The organism is Paraburkholderia sp. JPY465 (genome assembly GCF_050436725.1).
Classification (GTDB): domain Bacteria; phylum Pseudomonadota; class Gammaproteobacteria; order Burkholderiales; family Burkholderiaceae; genus Paraburkholderia; species Paraburkholderia youngii.
The window spans coordinates 938,189-957,715 of the sequence record NZ_JBNDMT010000002.1 but is presented as its reverse complement, the minus strand read 5'-3'; the positions used below and the strand labels follow the sequence as shown (position 1 = coordinate 957,715).

At 63.8% G+C, this 19,527-nt stretch carries 20 protein-coding genes; 10 read left to right on the top strand and 10 right to left on the bottom strand.

Translation table 11 applies throughout. The annotated features are described in order from the left end of the window. The first annotated feature begins 99 nt into the window (after positions 1-99). Entirely contained in the window at positions 100-1,503 is a 1,404-nt protein-coding gene (locus QFZ94_RS06450) for an MFS transporter (protein ID WP_368585132.1), read from the top strand. Between the two features lie 23 nt (positions 1,504-1,526). Here QFZ94_RS06450 and QFZ94_RS06445 read toward each other — a convergent pair whose 3' ends face one another. Beyond that, entirely contained in the window at positions 1,527-2,576 is a 1,050-nt protein-coding gene (locus QFZ94_RS06445; protein WP_429455938.1) for a S1C family serine protease, read from the bottom strand. Between the two features lie 177 nt (positions 2,577-2,753). Between QFZ94_RS06445 and QFZ94_RS06440 the strand changes: the two genes are divergently transcribed. Together QFZ94_RS06440 and ppk2 are read left to right on the top strand one after the other, a co-directional pair. Further along, on the top strand, positions 2,754-3,152 hold the full coding sequence (locus QFZ94_RS06440) for a VOC family protein (protein ID WP_429455937.1): 399 nt from the start codon (positions 2,754-2,756) through the stop codon (positions 3,150-3,152). Between the two features lie 163 nt (positions 3,153-3,315). Further along, positions 3,316-4,242: a polyphosphate kinase 2 gene (ppk2, locus tag QFZ94_RS06435; RefSeq protein ID WP_368585135.1), complete on the top strand. Its 927-nt coding sequence runs from the start codon at positions 3,316-3,318 to the stop codon at positions 4,240-4,242. Positions 4,243-4,339: 97 nt separating this feature from the next. On the opposite strand, the gene QFZ94_RS06430 is transcribed toward ppk2, so the two are convergent. Beyond that, positions 4,340-5,926: an inorganic phosphate transporter gene (locus QFZ94_RS06430; protein WP_429455936.1), complete on the bottom strand. Its 1,587-nt coding sequence runs from the start codon at positions 5,924-5,926 to the stop codon at positions 4,340-4,342. A 185-nt stretch (positions 5,927-6,111) separates the two neighbouring features. Then, a complete protein-coding gene (locus QFZ94_RS06425; protein ID WP_429455935.1) occupies positions 6,112-6,705 on the bottom strand; it encodes a short chain dehydrogenase in 594 nt (197 codons plus the stop codon). A 226-nt stretch (positions 6,706-6,931) separates the two neighbouring features. On the opposite strand from QFZ94_RS06425, the gene QFZ94_RS06420 reads away from it, so the two are divergent. Continuing rightward, complete coding sequence (locus QFZ94_RS06420) at positions 6,932-7,777, top strand: CHAD domain-containing protein (RefSeq protein ID WP_429455934.1); 846 nt, start codon at positions 6,932-6,934, stop codon at positions 7,775-7,777. A 103-nt stretch (positions 7,778-7,880) separates the two neighbouring features. Beyond that, positions 7,881-9,476, top strand: a complete 1,596-nt coding sequence (locus QFZ94_RS06415; protein WP_429455933.1) for a diguanylate cyclase — start codon at positions 7,881-7,883, stop codon at positions 9,474-9,476. A gap of 68 nt (positions 9,477-9,544) precedes the next feature. Here QFZ94_RS06415 and QFZ94_RS06410 read toward each other — a convergent pair whose 3' ends face one another. The 3 genes from QFZ94_RS06410 to QFZ94_RS06400 form a co-directional block, all read right to left on the bottom strand. Next, positions 9,545-10,651, bottom strand: coding sequence for a VTT domain-containing protein (locus tag QFZ94_RS06410; RefSeq protein WP_368585141.1), 1,107 nt, complete (start codon positions 10,649-10,651; stop codon positions 9,545-9,547). 314 nt (positions 10,652-10,965) lie between these two features. Continuing rightward, a complete protein-coding gene (gene folE / locus QFZ94_RS06405; protein ID WP_176125881.1) occupies positions 10,966-11,604 on the bottom strand; it encodes a GTP cyclohydrolase I FolE in 639 nt (212 codons plus the stop codon). Between the two features lie 137 nt (positions 11,605-11,741). Continuing rightward, entirely contained in the window at positions 11,742-12,671 is a 930-nt protein-coding gene (locus QFZ94_RS06400; protein ID WP_013092343.1) for a LysR family transcriptional regulator, read from the bottom strand. Positions 12,672-13,104: 433 nt separating this feature from the next. On the opposite strand from QFZ94_RS06400, the gene QFZ94_RS06395 reads away from it, so the two are divergent. From QFZ94_RS06395 to pcaC, 5 genes are all read left to right on the top strand, one after another. Further along, positions 13,105-13,812, top strand: coding sequence for a 3-oxoacid CoA-transferase subunit A (locus tag QFZ94_RS06395; protein WP_368585143.1), 708 nt, complete (start codon positions 13,105-13,107; stop codon positions 13,810-13,812). 13 nt (positions 13,813-13,825) lie between these two features. Further along, the gene (locus QFZ94_RS06390) at positions 13,826-14,485 is read left to right on the top strand and encodes a 3-oxoacid CoA-transferase subunit B (RefSeq protein ID WP_062131414.1); all 660 of its coding nucleotides are present in this window, start codon (positions 13,826-13,828) and stop codon (positions 14,483-14,485) included. A gap of 293 nt (positions 14,486-14,778) precedes the next feature. Beyond that, complete coding sequence (locus QFZ94_RS06385) at positions 14,779-16,158, top strand: 3-carboxy-cis,cis-muconate cycloisomerase (protein WP_429457722.1); 1,380 nt, start codon at positions 14,779-14,781, stop codon at positions 16,156-16,158. Positions 16,159-16,163: 5 nt separating this feature from the next. Next, positions 16,164-16,955 (top strand): 3-oxoadipate enol-lactonase, encoded by a 792-nt coding sequence (pcaD, locus tag QFZ94_RS06380; protein ID WP_013092339.1) that lies wholly within the window; start codon positions 16,164-16,166, stop codon positions 16,953-16,955. Then, on the top strand, positions 16,952-17,353 hold the full coding sequence (pcaC, locus tag QFZ94_RS06375) for a 4-carboxymuconolactone decarboxylase (protein ID WP_013092338.1): 402 nt from the start codon (positions 16,952-16,954) through the stop codon (positions 17,351-17,353). Before pcaD ends, pcaC begins: the two co-directional genes overlap by 4 nt. 274 nt (positions 17,354-17,627) lie before the next feature. Here the strand turns inward: pcaC and QFZ94_RS06370 are convergent, their stop codons facing one another. The 4 genes from QFZ94_RS06370 to QFZ94_RS06355 are packed head-to-tail and all read right to left on the bottom strand — an operon-like array spanning position 17,628 to position 19,143. Then, a complete protein-coding gene (locus QFZ94_RS06370) occupies positions 17,628-17,900 on the bottom strand; it encodes a hypothetical protein (RefSeq protein ID WP_429455932.1) in 273 nt (90 codons plus the stop codon). Between the two features lie 48 nt (positions 17,901-17,948). Next, positions 17,949-18,341, bottom strand: coding sequence for a hypothetical protein (locus QFZ94_RS06365; protein ID WP_410850609.1), 393 nt, complete (start codon positions 18,339-18,341; stop codon positions 17,949-17,951). A 14-nt stretch (positions 18,342-18,355) separates the two neighbouring features. Continuing rightward, complete coding sequence (locus QFZ94_RS06360) at positions 18,356-18,745, bottom strand: hypothetical protein (protein WP_429455931.1); 390 nt, start codon at positions 18,743-18,745, stop codon at positions 18,356-18,358. Continuing rightward, positions 18,742-19,143 carry a tlde1 domain-containing protein gene (locus QFZ94_RS06355; protein ID WP_429455930.1) on the bottom strand — a complete coding sequence of 134 codons (402 nt, stop codon included), beginning with the start codon at positions 19,141-19,143 and terminating at the stop codon, positions 18,742-18,744. Before QFZ94_RS06355 ends, QFZ94_RS06360 begins: the two co-directional genes overlap by 4 nt. Between the last annotated feature and the right edge of the window lie 384 nt (positions 19,144-19,527).

Below are 19,527 nucleotides of genomic sequence, written 5' to 3'. Positions count from 1 at the left end.
TCACGGCGCGCGGCAATCCCCTCGCGCGGCAACATTTGTTGCCGCCGCAATGCCATAATCGGCGCTTTCCATTGATGGCGGGCCGCCCGTCGCCATGACATGCTGCTCGCTTTAGGCGCTTTCATCGTTCCGCTGATCGTCGCGTGCGCGATGTTCATGGAAAACGTGGACGGCACGGTCATCGTGACGTCGCTGCCGGTTCTGGCGCGCGACCTCGGTCATGATCCGATCACGCTGAAGCTTGCGGTTACCGCGTATGTGATCGGCCTCGGCGTTTTTATCCCGATCTGCGGCTGGGTCGCCGACCGCTTCGGTTCGCGCACCGTTTTCCGAACCGCGATCGGCATCTTCATGGCGGGCTCGCTGCTGTGCGCGGCGTCCACTTCGCTCGATACCTTCGTGCTTGCGCGCTTCGTGCAGGGCATCGGCGGCGCGCTGATGGTGCCGGTGGGGCGCATCATCATCTTCCGTTCGCTGCCGAAGTCGGAGTTCATTCGCGCGATGAACTATCTGTCGGTGCCGGCGTTGCTCGGTCCGGTGGTTGGGCCGCCGCTTGGCGGCTTTATCACGACCTATCTGCACTGGCGTCTGATTTTCGTGATCAATGTGCCGATCGGGCTGCTCGGCATCTGGCTCACCAACAAGTACATCGCCAATACGCGCGAGCCGCATCCAGGCCGGCTCGACTGGTTCGGCTTCTTGCTGTCGGCAAGTGGCGCTTCGCTGTTCATGCTCGGGCTCTCGCTCGTCGGCGGCGAACTGGTGTCGACAGGAGAATCGGTGGGCATGTGCGTGACCGGCATCGTGCTGCTGCTGGTTTATGTGCTGTACGCGAGCCGCGTCGCGTTGCCGGTGCTCGATCTGCGTTTGCTGCGCATTCCGAGTTTTCATGCGAGCGTGATCGGCGGTTCGCTGTTTCGTATCGGTCTTGGCGCGGTGCCGTTCCTGTTGCCGCTCGCGTTGCAGGAAGGGCTCGGCATGACCGCGTTCAGAGCCGGCGCGATCACATGCGCGTCCGCGTTCGGTTCGATCTTCATGAAGACGGTGGCGTCGCGCATTCTAGAACGCTTCGGCTTTCGCACCGTGCTGATGGTCAACGCCGCGTGTGCGGGTCTGGCGATCGCCGTGTACGGGTTGTTCTTTCCCGGCACGCCGCATTGGGTGATCTGGTGCATCGTGCTGGTAGGCGGCTTCTTTCCCTCGCTGCAATTCACGTCGCTCAATACGCTGGCCTATGCGGATATTCCGAGCAGCGAGGTCGGCCGCGCAACGAGTGTTGCGAGCGTGATCCAGCAGATGTCGCTCGGCCTCGGCGTGACGATCTCGGGCATCGTGCTGCTGATTTCCCATCGTCTGCAAGGGCATCCGAACATCGTGTTCTCCGATTTCTGGCCGGCGTTTCTGGTCGTCGGTCTGTTCTCGTGCCTGTCGATTCCGATTACGCGGCGGCTGCCGCGAGACGCGGGTGATGAGATCGCGCGCGGCAGCCGCGGGCGCGCGTAAGTCAAGATACGGGCGCAGTCTTCTTAGCCCGCCTGCTCCACCGGCGTCACCGTCAACTCCAGCCGCTGCGCGCCGCGCAACACCGTCACGCTGACCGGCTTGTCGATACGCGAAGCGTCGAGCGTGCGTTGCAGACCATCCACATCCTGCACCGGCTGTGCGTCGATCGCGACGATCGTGTCGTCGGTGCGCAAGCCGCCGAGCGCGGCCGGACTGCCTTTGACGATCTCCATGACGTGCACGCCGCTTTGCGTGCCGAGCCCAAAGTAGCGCTGCACACGCCGCGACAGCGGCGTCGTCGTGCCGGCCACGCCGATATACGCGCGTCGCACGCGGCCATGCGCGAAGATCTGCATGATGACCCACTTCGCGGTATCGATCGCGGTCGCGAAACAGATGGCCTGCGCGCCAGGAATGATCGCGGTATTCACGCCGATCACCTGACCCGCCGAATTGATCAATGGTCCGCCCGAGTTGCCCGGATTCAACGCCGCGTCGGTCTGGATCACGTCGTAGATCATGCGGCCGGAGTTCGAGCGCAGCGACCGGCCCAGCGCCGAAACGACACCGGCCGTCACGGTCTGCTGCAGCCCCAGCGGGCTGCCGACCGCAATGGCGATCTGCCCGACGCGCAGCTTCGACGATTCGCCGAGTTCGACGTGCGGCAGCGGCTCCGGCGAACCGATGCGCAGCACCGCGAGATCGCTGCCGGGATCGTCGCCGACCAGATCGGCGTCGAACTTCGCGCCGTCGGCCAGCGTCACCTGGATATGCGTCGCGCCATGCACGACGTGGCTATTGGTCAGCAGGTAGCCGTCGGGCGTGAACAGAAAGCCCGAGCCGGTGCCGCCGCGCGCGCCGCGCCCATGCGCGGACGCGTCGCCGGGCAGCCGGCGTTCGACGGCGATAAACGCGACCGCCTGCTGCACGCGCTCCAGTGCGCCGATCACGGTGCGGGAGTAGGCGTCGAGCAGCGCGTCGTCGCCGTCGGTCAAAAGGTCGGTGGATTGGGGCCCGGGGGCGTCGGATGCGGCGCTCGACAGGTCATCGATGAAGCGTGGACGGCTTCCCATAACGATGCTCCGGATAGACGGGCTGCGAGATGCGGGGCGTCGCGCGCGTTTTCAAGGGCGTCTGGGGCGGGGCGCCCGGGGCCGTCGCCGCGGGCCGCACTGGCGGCCATCGCGTGTGAGACACTTTCCGGGGCGGGCCGTCGCTCGCCGCTCGCTCGCGCCACGGAGAACTACTTCATGTCCGCATCTACCGCTTCAGCGCCGCAACCTCCGCAGCCGGATCCACGCATCGAGTCTCTGAGCGCGATCACGCTCGCCACCAGCGACATGCAGCGCGCCGTCGCGTTCTATGAAGCGCTCGGCCTCCCACTCAAATATGGCGGTCCGCGCGAGGCGTTCACGTCGTTCGCGTTCGGCAGCTCGTATCTGAACCTGATCGCCGATGCGCGTGCGCCGGTCAACTGGTGGGGGCGCGTGATCATCTACGTGTCGGACGTCGACGCGATCTATGCCAAGGCGCTGGCGGCGGGCTTGCAGCCGTCGTCCGCGCCCGCGGATGCGCCGTGGGGCGAGCGCTATTTTCATATCACCGATCCGGACGGCCACGAATTGAGCTTCGCGCGGCCGCTGCACTAGCCGAGGAGGCCCAGGCAAAACTCGCTATCATGGGTGTTACCACGCCTTCGCAGCGGCCGCCCACGCGGTAACACGGCTGACACCTCGCGCTTCGATAATCGAACGCGACCGCGTCGCGCTAGCCGCCGCGCGCCATCCCATTCCTGTTGCGAGGAGAGCCGCAATGAAAGAGCCGGACCCGAGACCCGATTTCGAATTGATGGCGGAGCGGCAACGCCGTTTCGAGGAAGACCTCATCGATGCCTATGACGAAGAACTCGAAATGGAGGTCGACGACCGCATCATCGACGGCCCGGCCGGCTTTACGCCCGAGCATCGCGAGGCGCGCAAGCAGTACTTCCGTGAACTGTTCCGGCTGCAGGGGGAACTGGTCAAGCTGCAGGACTGGATCGTCGCGACCGGACATCGGCTCGTCGTGATCTTCGAAGGGCGCGACGCGGCCGGCAAGGGCGGCGCGATCAAGCGCATCACGCAGCGACTCAATCCGCGCGTTTGCCGCGTGGCCGCATTGCCCGCGCCGAACAATCGCGAGCGCACGCAATGGTATTTCCAGCGCTATGTATCGCATCTGCCGGCGGGCGGCGAAATGGTGCTGTTCGATCGCAGCTGGTACAACCGCGCGGGCGTCGAGCGGGTGATGAACTTCTGCACCGACGAGGAATACGAAGAGTTTTTCCGCTCGGTGCCTGAGTTCGAGAAGATGCTCGTGCGCAGCGGCGTGCAGATCCTCAAGTACTGGTTTTCGATCACCGACGAAGAGCAGGAAATCCGCTTCCAGAACCGCATTCACGATCCGCTGAAGCAGTGGAAGCTGAGCCCGATGGATCTGGAAAGCCGGCGCCGCTGGGAAGCGTATACGCTGGCGAAAGAAGTGATGCTGCAGCGCTCGCATATTCCCGAGGCGCCGTGGTGGGTCGTGCAGGCCGTCGACAAGAAGCGCGCGCGCCTGAACTGCATTCACCATCTGCTGAGCCAGGTGCCGTATCACGACATCGAGCATCCGCACATCGAATTGCCGTCGCGTGTCTATCACGAGGACTATAGCCGCCAGCCGGTGCCTGAGGCGATGATCGTGCCCGAGGTGTACTAAAGCCGGATCGCATGAACGAGCTTGCCAACAAAAAAGCGCGGTACGTATAGAACGTACCGCGCTTTTTTTCGTGCTGCATTCCGCTGGAGCGGCGAACTTAGAACACCGATCGGAACACCCAGTACAACCCGCCCGCGAGCGCGATCGACGCGGGCAGCGTCAACACCCATGCAAGGATCAGGCTGCGCACGGTGGCCCATTGCAGGCCCGAGCCGTTGGCCGCCATCGTGCCGGCCACGCCGGAAGAGAGCACGTGGGTCGTCGACACCGGCAGACCGTAGACGTCGGCGGCACCGATCGTGACCATCGCGACGAGTTCAGCCGACGCGCCCTGGCCATACGTCAGATGCTGTTTGCCGATCTTCTCGCCCACCGTGACGACGATGCGCTTCCAGCCGACCATCGTGCCGAGACCCAGCGCGATCGCGACCGCCACCTTGACCCACGGCGGAATGAACTTGGTCGCGTGATCGATCTGCGTTCTGAAGTTGGCGATGACCTTTGCGTCCTCGGCCGAGAACTGCGGCTGATTGGCCTTCTGCATCAGACGGATCGCCTCGGACGTGACATACATGTTGTTGCGCACGTTATCGACGATGCCTTGCGGCACCGCCGCCATCGAGCCGAATTCGCCGACCTGGCGGCCGATCTGCTCGGTCAATTGCCGCAGCGCCGGCAGTGTGGCGGGTGTCAACTGACGGGTGCGCACGAAGGCCTCGACGTCGGCGCGCGGATCTGCGGACGGCCCCGCGCCCTGCGTGTAGCGCGCTAGCGTCGCCGCGGTTTGATGCGCGACCGCGACGAAGTTCTGCGTTTGCTCCGGCGTGACCGCTCGATTCAGTGCGTACGCAGTGGGCACCGTACCGATCAGGATCAGCATGATCAGCCCCATGCCTTTCTGGCCATCGTTCGAGCCGTGCGCGAACGACACGCCCGTGCAGGTCAGAATCAGCAGACAGCGAATCCAGAACGGCGGCGGCTCTTTGCCCTTCGGCTCGGCATACAGCGCGGGCACGCGCACGACGGCCTTCAGGATCAGCAGCAGCAAGCCCGCGAGCAGAAAGCCCACGATCGGCGAAAACAGCAGCGACTTGCCGACGCCGAGCGCCTGAGTCCAGTCGACGCCGCTGGTGCCATTCGCACCATGCATCATCTGATTCATCAGGCCCACGCCGATGATCGAGCCGATCAGCGTGTGCGAGCTCGAAGAAGGCAGGCCCAGGGACCACGTGCCGAGGTTCCAGATGATCGCGGCGATCAGCAGCGCGAATACCATCGAGAACCCGGCGCTGCTGCCAACCTGCAGGATCAGCTCGACAGGCAGCAGTTGCAGCACGCCGAAGGCGACCGCACCGCTCGACAACAGCACGCCGAGGAAATTCCACGCGCCGGACCAGACGACCGCGATATTCGGCGTCAGCGAGTGGGTATAGATGACGGTGGCGACCGCATTGGCCGTATCGTGAAACCCGTTGACGAACTCGAAGCCGAGCGCGATCAGCAGCGCGACGCCGAGCAACAGATAGGGCAGCACCGAGCTTTCGCGCACGGGCTGCAGATCGTCTATCAGATGAACGCCGCAGTACACGACGCCCGCGATGAGCAGGCCGGCGAAAATAACCAGGCCTGCGCTACGGCCCTTGCCGCTGGCGGCGCCTGGTTGCGGATACGAAAGTTCCGGCATGACGTGAGCCCCAAAATTGTGGTCGCAGAGTATTCGATGCTGCTTTCGCTGCGTGTCGCATTGATGACAACTGCGTGACGGCTATGGGGGGCGGAAAAATAGACGCGGCGCGGCTCATGCCGCGCCGCGCATCCGACTAAGCAAGTGATGAATAAAACCAGACGGTGAACGCACCGCGGTAGCGCCTACGATGCGCTGATGACCTCGCCGCTTGCACTACCACCGAGGGCGCGTTTATAGGCTTGCGCGACGATTTCCGCCGGCACCCCTTGCGACGGATCGCGGCCCATCGATTCGAGCGTTTCGGCGACCCACCCCGGGCTCACCACATTGACGCGGGCCTTGCCGCGCAACTCGAGCGCGGCCGAGCGCGCGAACGCTTCGACACCCGCATTGACGATGCTGACCGCGGCGCTGCCTTCCATCGGCTGTTGCGCGAGCACGCCGCTCGTCAGCGTGAACGAGCCGCCTTGGGACACATGGTCCACGCCGCAGCGCACAACATTGACCTGCCCCATCAGTTTATTGGCAAGACTAAAAGAAAAGTCTTCGTCGCCAAGCGCCGCGAGCGGCGCGAACTTCGCCGAGCCGACCGCGCAGATGATCGCGTCGAAGCTGCCGGCTTGCGCATACATCGCTTCGATGCTGCGTTTGTCGGACAGGTCGACGTGCAGATCGGAGCCCTTGCGGCTTGCGCCGACCACGTCATGCTCGGTGGCGAGCAGCTTCACGATGTGCGAGCCGAGCAGGCCGGTCGCACCGACAACGAGTATTCGCATACATCCTCCTAGGGGTCTGTTTGGCGGCATTTGCCGCGCTGCACACTGCATCGTCAAACCGGAGCATTCGCCGGACCGCGCGATAAGCGCCCCATCGGTCGAGCATAGGCGCTACCGACACGACGCGCCAACGCGGAACTGGAAAACCCGCTGATATGCGCGGTGATTCCCTCGTGAGCATCAATTTTGCTACGCTGGAAATACGGTCATGTTTCCGGGAGCATCGATGAAGCAAGACAGCGAAACAGCCAACGAGCCGGTACCGGAAGAATCGGCGCAGCGGGCCTTTACTTCCTACGCCGAGCCACTCGTCGATGAGGCGATCAGACTCGCCAAAGGCATACACGACGACCCGTCACCCGAAGCGCTGCACAAACTGCGTGTGTCACTGCGGCGTTTGCGTTCGTTGTGGTGGGCGTTCGCACCGCTGCTCGACAAGGGCGAGAATTCTCGCCAGCGCGCGGTGTACAAGTTCCTCGCCACCGCGGCCGGTAAAACGCGCGACTGGGACATCCTGATCGAGTTGCTCAAGCAGAAAGGCGGTGACGCACAAGCGTTGATGCCTAAGCTCGAGCAGACGCGCCGCGATACGCTGGCGACCAGCCGCGAGACGTTGTTGAATGCCGACGTCAAACATCTGTTGCGCGATGCATTAGCCACCACTTCCGGGGAACTGCACGCCACCCACGATGCGGATATTGCGTTGCGCAAATTTGCCGCTCGACGCATTCGGGCGTCGGAGCGCTCATTGAAAAAGCGCATCAAACGCGCGCGCCATGCCAAACGCTCGAATTACGCCGCCTTCCACGATGTCAGAAAAGCGGGCAAGAAACTGCGCTATCTGTTCGAGTTTTTCGGGCCGGTGCTTAAAATCAGCCATAAGCGCACGCTCAAGCGGCTGAAAAAGCTTCAGAAGCGCTTCGGCTTGCTCAACGATACCGTCGCCAGCGAAGCGCTGTTGCGCGACAATGCGGCGTCGCTTGCCGACGCGGATCACATCGAAACCGCGTTGGCCTGGCTCGACAGGAAACGCAAACGCCGCTTGCGCGCGGCGTCGGAGCTACTGGGCTGAGCGAACGCTCTCGTCTCGCTGGCGCGGAGGACCCGCGGCCCAACATGCACGGCGCACCGCGCTGCCGGTCCAAAAGAATCGTCCGCGAAAGGAGGCGAGGAGCGTGGCACAGCATGGGCTTTCGCTGCGTCATCGGTTGCGCCTGACGTTGCATGCCGTTCGAACCGGGATGACCCGCTATGTGGGCAACCGCCCGTGGGTGGCCGGCGTCGCCGGCACGCTCGTCGCGTTGGCGATGTCGATCCTGACCGCGGTGGAGGTCGGCGAAGGTCGCCGTGAAATGCTCGCTCATGCGCGCCAGACCTCGCAAAACCTCGTGTCGATCATTTCCGCGGATCTCGCCCGTAACGTCGAAATCTATAGTCTGTCGTTGCAATCGATGGTGGATGCCGCGCGCGATCCGGATACCTGGACGCTGCCAGTCCCGGCACGCCAGGCGAGGCTGTTCGATCGCGCGACCACCGCCGCCTTTCTCGGCGGTGCATATGTCGTCGGCGCCGACGGCGAAGTGGCGGCCGCACAGTACGACGACGCGAACACTACCGTCCATCTCGACGACCGCGAATACTTTCAGGTACAGCAGCGCAATCCGGCGGCCGGCCTGTATTTCTCGCATCCGTTCATGTCGCGGCTGCGCGGCGGCAAGCCGTCGATCGCGCTGACGCGGCGCATCGACGATGCGCAGGGCAACTTCGCCGGCATCGCGCTGCTCGCTATTCGCATCGAGTACTTCCAGCACCTGCTCGACCGGATCGACACCGGCGAGCAGGGTTCGGTTTTCATCGTGATGACGGACGGCACGCTGCTCGCGCGCAAGCCCATCGAAGGGCGCGATATCGGCGGGAGCGTCGCAAAGTCGCCGACCTTCTTACCGATGACCGCGCACGACTCCGGCAGCTTCGTAGCGGTCTCGCCGGTCGACGGTGTGCGTCGCATCTTCACATACGCGCACGTGCCCGGCACGCCGCTGATCGTGGCGATCGCGCCCGCCGTCGACGACGTGCTCGCGCCGTGGCAGCATCGCAGCCACGTGGCCGCTGCGCTGACCATCGCGTTCGGTGCGGTATTCGTGGTCGTGTCGTGGCTGCTCACGTTCGCGCTGCGCGACAAGCAGCGCGCGCAGGCTGCGCTAATGCGTCTCGCGTCGACCGATCCGCTGACCGGGCTCAGCAATCGCCGCGTGCTCGACAAGCGGCTCGACGACGAATGGAAGCGCGCGCGGCGCGACAACAAGCCGCTGTCGGTGCTGTTCATCGATATCGATCACTTCAAGCGTTTCAACGACACCTACGGCCATGAGAGCGGCGACGAGGTGTTGGTCGCGGTGGCGGATTGCATCGCGTCCGTGGCGCGGCGCTCTGTGGACCTGGTCGCGCGCTACGGCGGCGAAGAGTTCGCGGTGGTGCTGCCGGATACCCCCGCGCAGGGCGCGTTCACGGTCGCGGAGCAGATTCGCCGCAAGGTGGAAAACCGCGTCATCGTGCGTGGACACGATGCGCCGCAGGCGGTGACGGTAAGCGTCGGCTGCGCCACGGCGCTGCCGAGCGCCACGGATTTCGCCAATGGAGTCGAGCTGCTGGCCGCCGCTGACGGACAGCTGTACGTGGCGAAGACCGAAGGGCGCAATCGCACCCGGTCGGCACAGTGGGCCGAGTATTCGGCGGCGCAGGGGGCGTCGAGTACAGGCGCGGCGCTCTGACGCCCAGGTATCCGTTCACGTGAGCGCGAGCGCTTTCCCGGCCTGCGTGGGTCGCGACGCAGCGCGAATCAGGCACGCTCCACGCTGCGCGGCGCGAAACCGCGCAACGTCACTGCAGCTGCCGTTTCACCCCACGCCGAACGTGGCTGAGCGGGCGCCGTGCCGGCCGCGTAAGCCAGCGAGCCCACCGGGAAGCCGCGCCGCTGCCATGCATCGAGCCCGCCGCGCAGTGCGCGAATCCGCGTGTAGCCATTGCGGCGCATATGTTGCGAGACTTCGAGCGCGGTCGCGCTGTCCGGACAGATGCAGTAGATGACCACGTCGTGCGCGCGCAGCGCACCGTCGATCAGTTCGGGCGAATGCGGATCAAGCGCGAGGGCGTCGGGAATCTGGCCTCGCAGATCGAGCAGCGGTGCGCCGGGCCGCGCATCGAGCACGCGGGACGGCGCCGTGCGACTCAGGCGACCGGAGTGCCGCCAGCTCCACGGCAGTCTCGATGCGACGCTCGCCGCCGAGGCGTGCGTCGGCGCGGCCAGCATCGGCGTGGCCGGGGCCGACGCGGCTCGCGTGAACCGGCGTCGTTCGTCATATCGCAGATACAGCCGGTAGAGCAGATAAGCCAGCGCCACCACCAGAAGAATGTCGGCGAGTGTGCCGCCGCGCCGTTCGACGAATGCGCGCAGCATATGCACCTCGCGCTCCACAGCCGCGCCGCCAAGCAACCAGAAAGTCGCCCACGTGATCACGCTCGCCAGATCCCATAGCGCGTAGAGGCGGATGTCGACAGCGGTCGTGCCCATCAACGGTGGCGTGATCAGGCCAAGCCCAGGCACGAACTTCGAGATCGACACGAGCGGCATGCCATAGCGTTCGAATAGCGAGCGCGCCATTTCGAGCCTCGTATCGACGACTGGCGACAGGCTGCCGAGCCATGCCAGCACCTTGCGGCCATACAGCCGGCCGGCCGCGAACCACGTGCCGTCGCCGATCAATGCGCCAAGCACCGCCGCGCCGAGCGTCGGCCAGAACGACAGGTTGCCTGCGGCGATCGCCGAGCCCGCGAACAGCAGCATCGGCACGGCCGGAATCGGTACTCCGAGGCGCGTCAGCAGGACGTTGACGAATACGATCGCGCTGCCCCAGGTTGAAATCGCCGACAACGGAAACTCGACCAATTGACCCGCTCCTGTTGCTGCGGTGAGCTGGCATGCGCACCGTGGATTCAGCATAGCCGATGGCTTGTGGGCGGTGCGGGTGGGGAGGGGTGTGGATTGGGCGGCGCGGTGATCAATGAGGGAAGAAGCTTGCGTCGACGGCCGCTGTTGAGCATTGGCCTGTATCGTCAAGACGCAACTAACTGTCAACCCCGCCCGCACCCCACGACATTGCCGGCGAGCGCGAAGGCCATGCGCGCGAGGCCGCACGCCGGATTCGCAGAGGCGGGGGCTGCATCGGCAGCGAACCCCTAACAGCCCCTGCGTTCACCGCATCAGGCATTCGGCATGGCCACCACGCCCGGATTTCCGACGATCGCCAGAAACTCCCGCCGTGTCGACGGATCGGTGCGAAACGTGCCGAGCATGCGCGAGGTGACCATCGTGACGCCCGCCTTATGCACGCCACGCGTCGACATGCACTGATGCGCGGCTTCGAGAATCACGCCGACGCCGGCCGGTTGCAGCACGTCGTTCAGCGTATCGGCGATCTGCACCGTCATCTTTTCCTGGATCTGCAGCCGCTTCGCGAACGCATCGACGAGACGCGCGAGCTTCGAAATGCCGACCACGCGATGATTCGGCAGATACGCGACGTGTGCGCGTCCGATGATCGGCACCATATGGTGCTCGCAGTAGCTTTCGAAGCGGATGTCCTTCAGCACGATCATTTCGTCGTAGCCGTCAACTTCGGAGAAGGTACGCGCGAGGATTTCGCGCGGATCGACCTGATAGCCCGCGAAGAACTCCTCGTAAGCGCGCGTCACGCGCGCCGGCGTGTCGATCAGGCCTTCGCGTTGCGGATCGTCGCCGGCCCAGCGCAGCAGCACGCGCACGGCTGCCTCAGCTTCTTCGCGGCTCGGGCGTTCGACGGCCGCTGCGGGTTTGGTTTTCTTTGCCTTGCTGCTGGTCATGCGTCGTCCTCCTGGATCGCGTGTCGATGCTGCGCTGCGCGCGGGGTCAGTAACTGAGGTCATTGTTCCATGTTTTGCGACCGATGGTGCCGATGCCCCTCTCGCTGCCGGGGCGGTCGCGGACTTGCTTCGAGCGGCTACTTCGGCCATTCGTCCATTGCATCGTTGAACAGTTCGGCGACCACGCCGCGCAGCCAGCTGAGGCGCGGATCGTTATGAAACTTGCGATGCCAGTGCTGACGCAGGTCGAAGCGCGGCAACGGTAGCGGCGGCTCGACGAGCATGATCGACGCATGCTCCGACACGTACGCGAAGCCGATCGCGTGCGGGACGGTCGCGAGCAGATCAGTGCGTGCGAGGATGAAAGGCAGGCTCATGAAGTGTGGCGTTTCGAGCACCGCGCGCCGCTTGATGCGCTTCTTTTCGAGGTACTGCTCGAGCACTTCCTGGCTGCGTCCCTCGGCGCGCACGACCGCATGCCCCGACGCCACGTATTGCTCGAGCGTGAGCGGCCCTTTCGACAGCGGGTGTCCGCTGCGCATCAGGCAGATGAAGCGGTGCGTGAAGAGCCGCTGCTGAAAGAAGTTGTTGCCCGCCAGGTCCGGAAAATAGCCGACGGCGAGATCGACATCGCCCGATTCGAGCCCGCGTTCCACCTGCGACGGCGACAGCGTTACCGAGCGCAGATTCGCGGACGGCGCGCGCTCGGCGAACAACTGCAAAAGACGCGGCAGAAACACGATCTCGCCGACGTCGGACAGCGCGATCGAGAACGTGTGCGTGCTCGTCGCCGGATCGAAGTCCTGCACGTCGAGCATGCCTTTCTCGATGCGCAGCAGCGCGTCGCGCGCGGCGGGCAGGATCGCGAGCGCGCGCGGTGTCGGCTCCATGCCTTTCGAGGTGCGCACGAACAGCGGATCGTCGAAGTATTCGCGCAGACGGCCAAGCGCGGTGCTCACGCGCGGCTGGCTCACGCCGAGCTGCTCGGCGGCGCGGCTCACGTTGCGCGTGTCTTCCATCGCGACCAGGTAGGGGATCAGATTCAGATCCAGATGTGTCTCGGACATGCTAGTTATGGCTCGCGGGGCGGGCGAGGCAACGCGGTGCCTATGCCGTATCGCTATAGAGCCTAGTTGATAAATCGCCCATAAGCATAGTGGGATTTCGCGCGGCCGGCTTTTTCGCGCGCAGGGCGAGCACTGGACGAGGGCAACCCGGACCTTCGCCGCCGCGAGCGGCGACCTATGATGAAGGGGGTTTCCCTGCCTTGACAATCGGCCCACAGGACAACCATAATCGCCGAGGCGTTCGCTAAACGAATCACTGTTCATGTAACGAACAAATTCAGCGGCGAATCAATCGAAGGCGCCAGCCCGCTCTCTCCCTCGCGAGCCGTCGCCAGCATGCCCGGAGACTGTTTCCGCGCGAGCTTTGCCGCGACCCTTGTCGGCGAGGGCTGTCAGCCCAGCGGCACGTAGCGCCCCCAAAGGAATTTTCGACATGATCAACAAGATTTTCGAGACACTTCAATCGGCTGTCGCCGATGTCCACGACGGCGCGACCGTCATGATCGGCGGCTTCGGCACGGCCGGCATGCCGTCCGAACTGATCGACGCGCTGATCGAGCAGGGCGCGCGCGAGCTGACCATCGTCAACAACAACGCAGGTAACGGCGACATCGGCCTCGCGGCGCTGCTGAAGGCAAAGCGCGTGCGCAAGATCATCTGCTCGTTCCCGCGCCAGACCGACTCGTATGTGTTCGACGCACTCTATCGCGCCGGCGAAATCGAACTCGAACTCGTGCCGCAAGGCAACCTCGCCGAGCGCATCCGCGCGGCGGGCGCGGGCATCGGCGGCTTCTTCACGCCGACCGCGTACGGCACCAAGCTTGCCGAAGGCAAGGAAACGCGCCTGATCGACGGCCGTCACTACGTGCTCGAAGCGCCGCTGCATGCGGATTTCGCGCTGATCAAGGCGTACAAGGGCGACCGCTGGGGCAACCTGATCTATCGCAAGACCGCGCGTAACTTCGGGCCGATCATGGCGAGCGCCGCGAAGACCGCAATCGTGCAGGTGTCGGAAGTGGTGCCGCTCGGCGGCCTCGATCCGGAAGAAATCGTCACGCCCGGCATTTTCGTGCAACGCGTGATCGAAGTGCCGCAAGCGGCGCATCTCCCCACGCCCAATCCTCACGACGCTGCTGCCTGACCCGGAGACCGACATGAAGAAACTGACCCGCGATGAAATGGCCAAGCGCGTTGCCCAGGACATCCCCGAAGGCGCTTACGTGAACCTCGGCATCGGCGTGCCGACGCTGGTGGCGAACCACCTCGCCGCCGACAAGGAAATCTTCCTGCACAGCGAAAACGGTCTGCTCGGCATGGGCCCGGCACCGGCGAAGGGCGAAGAAGACGACGAACTGATCAACGCCGGCAAGCAGCACGTCACGCTGCTCACGGGCGGCGCCTACTTCCATCACGCGGATTCGTTCGCGATGATGCGCGGCGGCCATCTGGACTTCTGTGTGCTCGGCGCGTTCCAGGTGTCGGCGAAGGGCGACCTTGCGAACTGGCACACCGGCGCGCCCGACGCGATTCCGGCGGTCGGCGGCGCGATGGACCTCGCGATCGGCGCGAAGCAGGTCTACGTGATGATGGAGCACCTGACCAAGCAAGGCGAAAGCAAGATCACCGCCGAGTGCTCGTATCCGGTCACCGGTATCGGCTGCGTGACCCGTATCTATACGGACCTCGCGATGATCGACGTGACGAAGGAAGGCCTCGTCGTGCGCGAGATTTTCACGGACATCGGCTTCGACGAACTGCTGAAGCTGACCGGCGTGCCGATGACCGACGGCACGCAGGCCGCGCGCGCGGCCTGATGCCTGGCTGAGGCGTCGCGGCGGCGGCCTGTTTTGCGGCCGCATCGATGGCGCCTCATCTGAGGGCAGCATTGCACGAACGGGCCAGCGTTGACGAGGCAAATTCTTCGTCAGCGCTGGCCTGGCAACTTGAGCGACAGCCTGCCCGCGTTTGGCGCACAATACGCAGCACAAAGTGCGGCATACGCACGGCACGAACGCGCTATGAGCGCTGGTTCACCGCGGTGTCTGCTTCGAACCGCCGCGCGCCGCGCCGCTTCTTCACTTCCGATTTCCTCAACATCGTCGTCACCATGCTCGACTCCAGCGCCCGTCTGACTGGCCTTCTTTGCGGCACACAGCCGATGAACGACATCTGGGCGCCGCGTGCCACGCTGCAGCGAATGCTCGACGTCGAAGCCGCGCTCGCGCGTGCCTCTGCCGGGCACAAAGTCATTCCCGAATCAGCTGTTCCCGCGATCGAAGCAGCCTGCCAGGCCGACCAACTCGACGCCGACGCGCTCGCACGCGACGCCGCGCTCGGCGGCAACCTCGCGATTCCGCTCGTCAAGCAACTGACCGCACGCGTCAAAGCCGCGGACGCCGAAGCGGCCAAATACGTGCATTGGGGCGCGACGAGCCAGGACATCATCGACACCGCGACGGTGCTGCAACTTCGCGACACCTTCGACCTGCTCGACAGCGGCCTGCAAGCCACCTGCGACGCGATCGCGAAACTCGCGGCCACCCATCGCGCGACGCCGATGATCGGCCGCACATGGCTGCAACAGGCGCTGCCGATCACGCTGGGTCTGAAGTTCGCGCAATGGCTAGACGCGCTGCTGCGACATCGCGATAGGCTCGATGCGCTGCGCGAGCGCGTGCTGGTCCTGCAATTCGGCGGCGCGGCAGGCACGCTCGCGAGTCTGCGCGAGGCGGCGCCGCAGGTCACGCAGTCGCTTGCCAGGGAACTCGGGCTCGCGGTGCCGACCCTGCCGTGGCATACGCAGCGCGATCGCATCGCCGAGACGGCGTCGCTGTTCGGCATGCTGATCGGCACGCTCGGCAAGATCGCGCGCGATGTCTCGCTGCAGATGCAAACCGAAATCGACGAACTCGCCGAGCCGGCCGCGGCCGGCAAGGGCGGATCGTCGACGATGCCGCACAAGCGCAACCCGGTCGGTTGCGCGGCAGTGCTGGCGGCCGCGACGCGAGCGCCCGGCCTGGTCGCAACCGTGTTCGCCGGTATGGTGCAGGAGCATGAACGCGCGCTCGGCGGCTGGCAAGCCGAATGGGACGCGCTGCCGGATCTCGCGCGTCTCGCGGGCGGCGCGCTCGCGAACATCGAACAGATCGCGTCCGGCCTGAACGTGAACGTGCCGCGACTCGCGAAGAATCTCGACGTCACACACGGCCTGATCCTCGGCGAAGCGGTGATGCTCGCGCTCGGCGATGCGATCGGCCGGCTCGACGCGCATCATCTGGTGGAGCGCGCGTCGAAGGCGGCGATCCGCGACGGCAAGACGCTGTACGACGTGCTTGCCGCCGACGCGGCCGTCACCGAACATCTTTCGATCGAGCGCTTGAAGCAGCTGCTCGATCCCGCTCAATACGTCGGCCAGGCGCACGCATATGTCGACGCCGCGCTGGCGCTTCACACCACGCGCGCGCAGCGCGCCCATTCCAAGGAGTAACCGGCATGCCCTACGCCGCAGTCAACGGCACCGAGCTTCACTATCGCATCGACGGCGACCGTCACGGCCACGCGCCGTGGCTCGTGCTGTCGAATTCGCTCGGCTGCGATATGTCCATGTGGACGCCGCAGGTCGCGGCGTTGTCGAAGCACTTCCGCGTGCTGCGCTACGATACGCGCGGTCACGGCCATTCAGAAGCGCCGAAGGGGCCGTACACGATCGAGCAACTGACCGGCGACGTGCTCGGTCTGATGGATACGCTGAAGATCGCGCGCGCGAATTTCTGCGGCATTTCGATGGGCGGCCTGACCGGCATCGGGCTCGCCGCGCGTCACGGCGACCGCTTCGAGCGCGTCGTGCTGTGCAATACGGCCGCGCGCATCGGCTCGCCGGAAGTCTGGGTGCCGCGCGCTGCGAAGGCACGCTCGGAAGGCATGCTCGCACTCGCCGACGCGGTGCTGCCGCGCTGGTTCACGGCAGACTTCATCGAGCGCGAGCCGGTCGTGCTGGCGATGATCCGCGACGTGTTTGTGCACACCGACAAGGAAGGCTACGCATCGAACTGCGACGCGATCGACGCGGCCGACCTGCGTCCCGAAACGCCGGGCATCAAGCTGCCGACGCTCGTGATCAGCGGCACGCACGACCTCGCCGCCACGCCCGCGCAGGGCCGCGAACTCGCACAGTCGATTCCGGGCGCACGCTACGTCGAGCTCGACGCTTCGCATATTTCCAACATCGAGAAGGTCGACGAGTTCACGAAGACCGTGCTCGACTTCCTGACGGAGGCAAAATGAACGATGAAGACCGTTACGAAGCCGGAATGGGCGTACGTCGCGCGGTGCTGGGCAACGCGCACGTCGACCGTTCGCTCGCGAACCGCACCGAGCTGACCGAGGAGTTCCAGAACCTGATCACGCGCTATGCGTGGGGCGAGATCTGGACGCGTGAAGGTCTGCCGCGTCATACGCGCAGCTTGCTGACGATCGCGATGATGGTTGCGTTGAATCGCAGCGAAGAACTCGCGCTGCACCTGCGCGCCGCGAAGAACAACGGCGTGACGCGCGAACAGATCAAGGAAGTGCTGCTGCAGACCGCGATTTATGTCGGTGTGCCGGCGGCCAACTCCGCGTTCCACCTGGCCGACAAGCTGTTCCGCGAGGACGATGCGGCGGCCGCGGCGGCGAAGTCGTAAAGACCGCGCGCTCGTAGTTTTCGGAGCCAATCAGCAAACGCGCGACGGATGTTTCCGTCGCGCGTTTTTTTATGCGGCGATCGTCGCTACGACGCTTGCCGGCACCTGCACGCACACCGGGCACAATACAGTCTTCTTGATCACCTCGCGTCAATGCGCGAGCGTCGCGGCGCGCCGGATCAGGTCGAAGCTGACGGCAGGCGTGCTCACGGTAGGAACGCTTGCGGTAGCGGGCGGCCATTTCAGTTCGACCGTTCAGACCGGACGCGAAAGGTCAGGACTGTCTTGAGTTCAATGCAGGCCAGTGGGCCAGTGCAATGAACCACAGCAGAACGACGTTCACCACCGGAATGAAGGCAAGCAGCGACCAGGCTCCCGCATATCCCGCCTTCTTCAGGATCAGCCATAGCGGGATTATCTCCGCGATAACGACAACAAGAACGAACACCAGCCAGTGCCAAATGGAAAGAGCGGCCACGCCTACCTCCATCTTTAAAATTGACGGGCAGAGATAAGTATAACGACGCAAGGCCGAATCCTTGCTCAATGTAAAAAAGACCCACGCGAAGCGGGTCCGCGTCTGACCCGGCGCGAGTCACTCGATCTGCCTGTACCGAGTGTCCCCGCTGACACGCTGCAACTGTTTCGAAACGATAAGAAACTGTTCGTCGCTAATCGTGCACTCCAGTTCGCCTATCTCATACACAGCAACCAGCTTGATCTTATTTCCATTTCGCTCCTCAAAGGTGATCTGATAGACCCCGCGCCACTTTTGTTCGCCATCTTCGTATTTACCGATCTTCTCGGACGCCAGTCGCACGGCTTTTGTTTTCGTAGCATCGAAATCCAAGGAGAGGATGTCTGTTTTTCTCACCGCCATCTGGGCCACATAGGCCGGAAATCGGTCGCCGCATGGGGGGTATGGGCCGGTTTCCGCCAAGCATAGCGCGGGAAAAGATAGCAGTAGGACTGCAAAAGCGTGTTTCATGGATTCAAAGGGCCTCACTCTATCTGCTTGAATGCTCTATCGGCGTCGCCTGATGGCAAATGACCTGAAACAATAAAGACGTCAACCCCACCAATCGAGCATTCAAATTCGCCTGCTGCTTCGTTTACGGCAATCACTTTGATCTTATTTCCGTTTTTTTCTTGGAAGGTGATGTGATAGACCTCGCGCCACATCTGTTCGCCATCCTCATATTTACCTATTTTTTCGGACGCGAGTTGAACGGCTTCGGTTTTCGTATAGTCGATGCTGCCAAGCATGCCAGCGCTTTTTAGTCTCCCTTCTGCGATGTTCGTCGGCCACCTGTCGCATGGCGGATTCGGTCTACCTTGCGCAAAGCATAACGCGGGAAGGGAAAGCAGCAGGACTGCGAGAGCGCGTTTCATGGATGTTCCACCCTAAGCATTCTGTCCCCACTGTCCCAGATTTGCTTCCGGAATGGCAGGCGAAGAACGATACATCCATTTGACGCGTTACCGGGTTCCTTCATGCTGTCGCCGTGGATCATGAAACCATCGCGCCCGCCCAGGCTCGTTCCCGCAACGGGGTTGAGCCGCATCGAATGCGGTCCGGTTTTGGGGTGTGGAAACGGTGCCGTAATTTCATACAGGCCAACGGGGATCGGTCCTTTGTCGCGGACGTACTGGCTACTGTGTCTATCCTTGTGCTCGCCCTTACCGGAATATCCGGTATCTGTGACGTATTTGTCGTCGTGATACAACAAGTGGCTCTCATGCTTGTAAATCCAAACCATCGTCTTTTTCTCATTGGTTGTACGAACCAACGATTAAACCAGACCGACTGGTTGCACACAATTTTTAAGATATGCGTCAGTTTGATCTGCATCCCGATATGGAGATCGTCTACATCTTCGAGATGAGCACGGGCAGCGCGTGCATGCGCGGGTGGGCGGCCTCGCGAAGGGGGCGGTCGTCGGCAAGGATGGCTTGCGCTGAAACTGAAGCGGTGCGCACCAACTCACGGTAAACGGCAATGCAACGAACCTCGCAGAGCGGAGATGGCGATCAGGCTTCGCAAGCTGTTCGTGCACGCAGACCGTCGAGCCGCCCGCGTGCCGTGCGGTCGCGATTGCGGTGATCGATAATGCGTATGCGGGGACGCCCTTCGCTTGTTGCCCGGGTGATTTCGCTGGTAGTGTCCTGCCTTT

Excerpts from the sequence above, each read along its gene's own strand:
- QFZ94_RS06450 (WP_368585132.1), top strand. The coding sequence starts at position 100 with ATGCTGCTCGCTTTAGGCGCTTTCATCGTTCCGCTGATCGTCGCGTGC.
- QFZ94_RS06445 (WP_429455938.1), bottom strand. The coding sequence starts at position 2,576 with ATGGGAAGCCGTCCACGCTTCATCGATGACCTGTCGAGCGCCGCATCC.
- QFZ94_RS06440 (WP_429455937.1), top strand. The coding sequence starts at position 2,754 with ATGTCCGCATCTACCGCTTCAGCGCCGCAACCTCCGCAGCCGGATCCA.
- ppk2 (WP_368585135.1), top strand. The coding sequence starts at position 3,316 with ATGAAAGAGCCGGACCCGAGACCCGATTTCGAATTGATGGCGGAGCGG.
- QFZ94_RS06430 (WP_429455936.1), bottom strand. The coding sequence starts at position 5,926 with ATGCCGGAACTTTCGTATCCGCAACCAGGCGCCGCCAGCGGCAAGGGC.
- QFZ94_RS06425 (WP_429455935.1), bottom strand. The coding sequence starts at position 6,705 with ATGCGAATACTCGTTGTCGGTGCGACCGGCCTGCTCGGCTCGCACATC.
- QFZ94_RS06420 (WP_429455934.1), top strand. The coding sequence starts at position 6,932 with ATGAAGCAAGACAGCGAAACAGCCAACGAGCCGGTACCGGAAGAATCG.
- folE (WP_176125881.1), bottom strand. The coding sequence starts at position 11,604 with ATGACCAGCAGCAAGGCAAAGAAAACCAAACCCGCAGCGGCCGTCGAA.
- QFZ94_RS06400 (WP_013092343.1), bottom strand. The coding sequence starts at position 12,671 with ATGTCCGAGACACATCTGGATCTGAATCTGATCCCCTACCTGGTCGCG.
- QFZ94_RS06395 (WP_368585143.1), top strand. The coding sequence starts at position 13,105 with ATGATCAACAAGATTTTCGAGACACTTCAATCGGCTGTCGCCGATGTC.
- QFZ94_RS06390 (WP_062131414.1), top strand. The coding sequence starts at position 13,826 with ATGAAGAAACTGACCCGCGATGAAATGGCCAAGCGCGTTGCCCAGGAC.
- QFZ94_RS06385 (WP_429457722.1), top strand. The coding sequence starts at position 14,779 with ATGCTCGACTCCAGCGCCCGTCTGACTGGCCTTCTTTGCGGCACACAG.
- pcaD (WP_013092339.1), top strand. The coding sequence starts at position 16,164 with ATGCCCTACGCCGCAGTCAACGGCACCGAGCTTCACTATCGCATCGAC.
- pcaC (WP_013092338.1), top strand. The coding sequence starts at position 16,952 with ATGAACGATGAAGACCGTTACGAAGCCGGAATGGGCGTACGTCGCGCG.
- QFZ94_RS06365 (WP_410850609.1), bottom strand. The coding sequence starts at position 18,341 with ATGAAACACGCTTTTGCAGTCCTACTGCTATCTTTTCCCGCGCTATGC.
- QFZ94_RS06360 (WP_429455931.1), bottom strand. The coding sequence starts at position 18,745 with ATGAAACGCGCTCTCGCAGTCCTGCTGCTTTCCCTTCCCGCGTTATGC.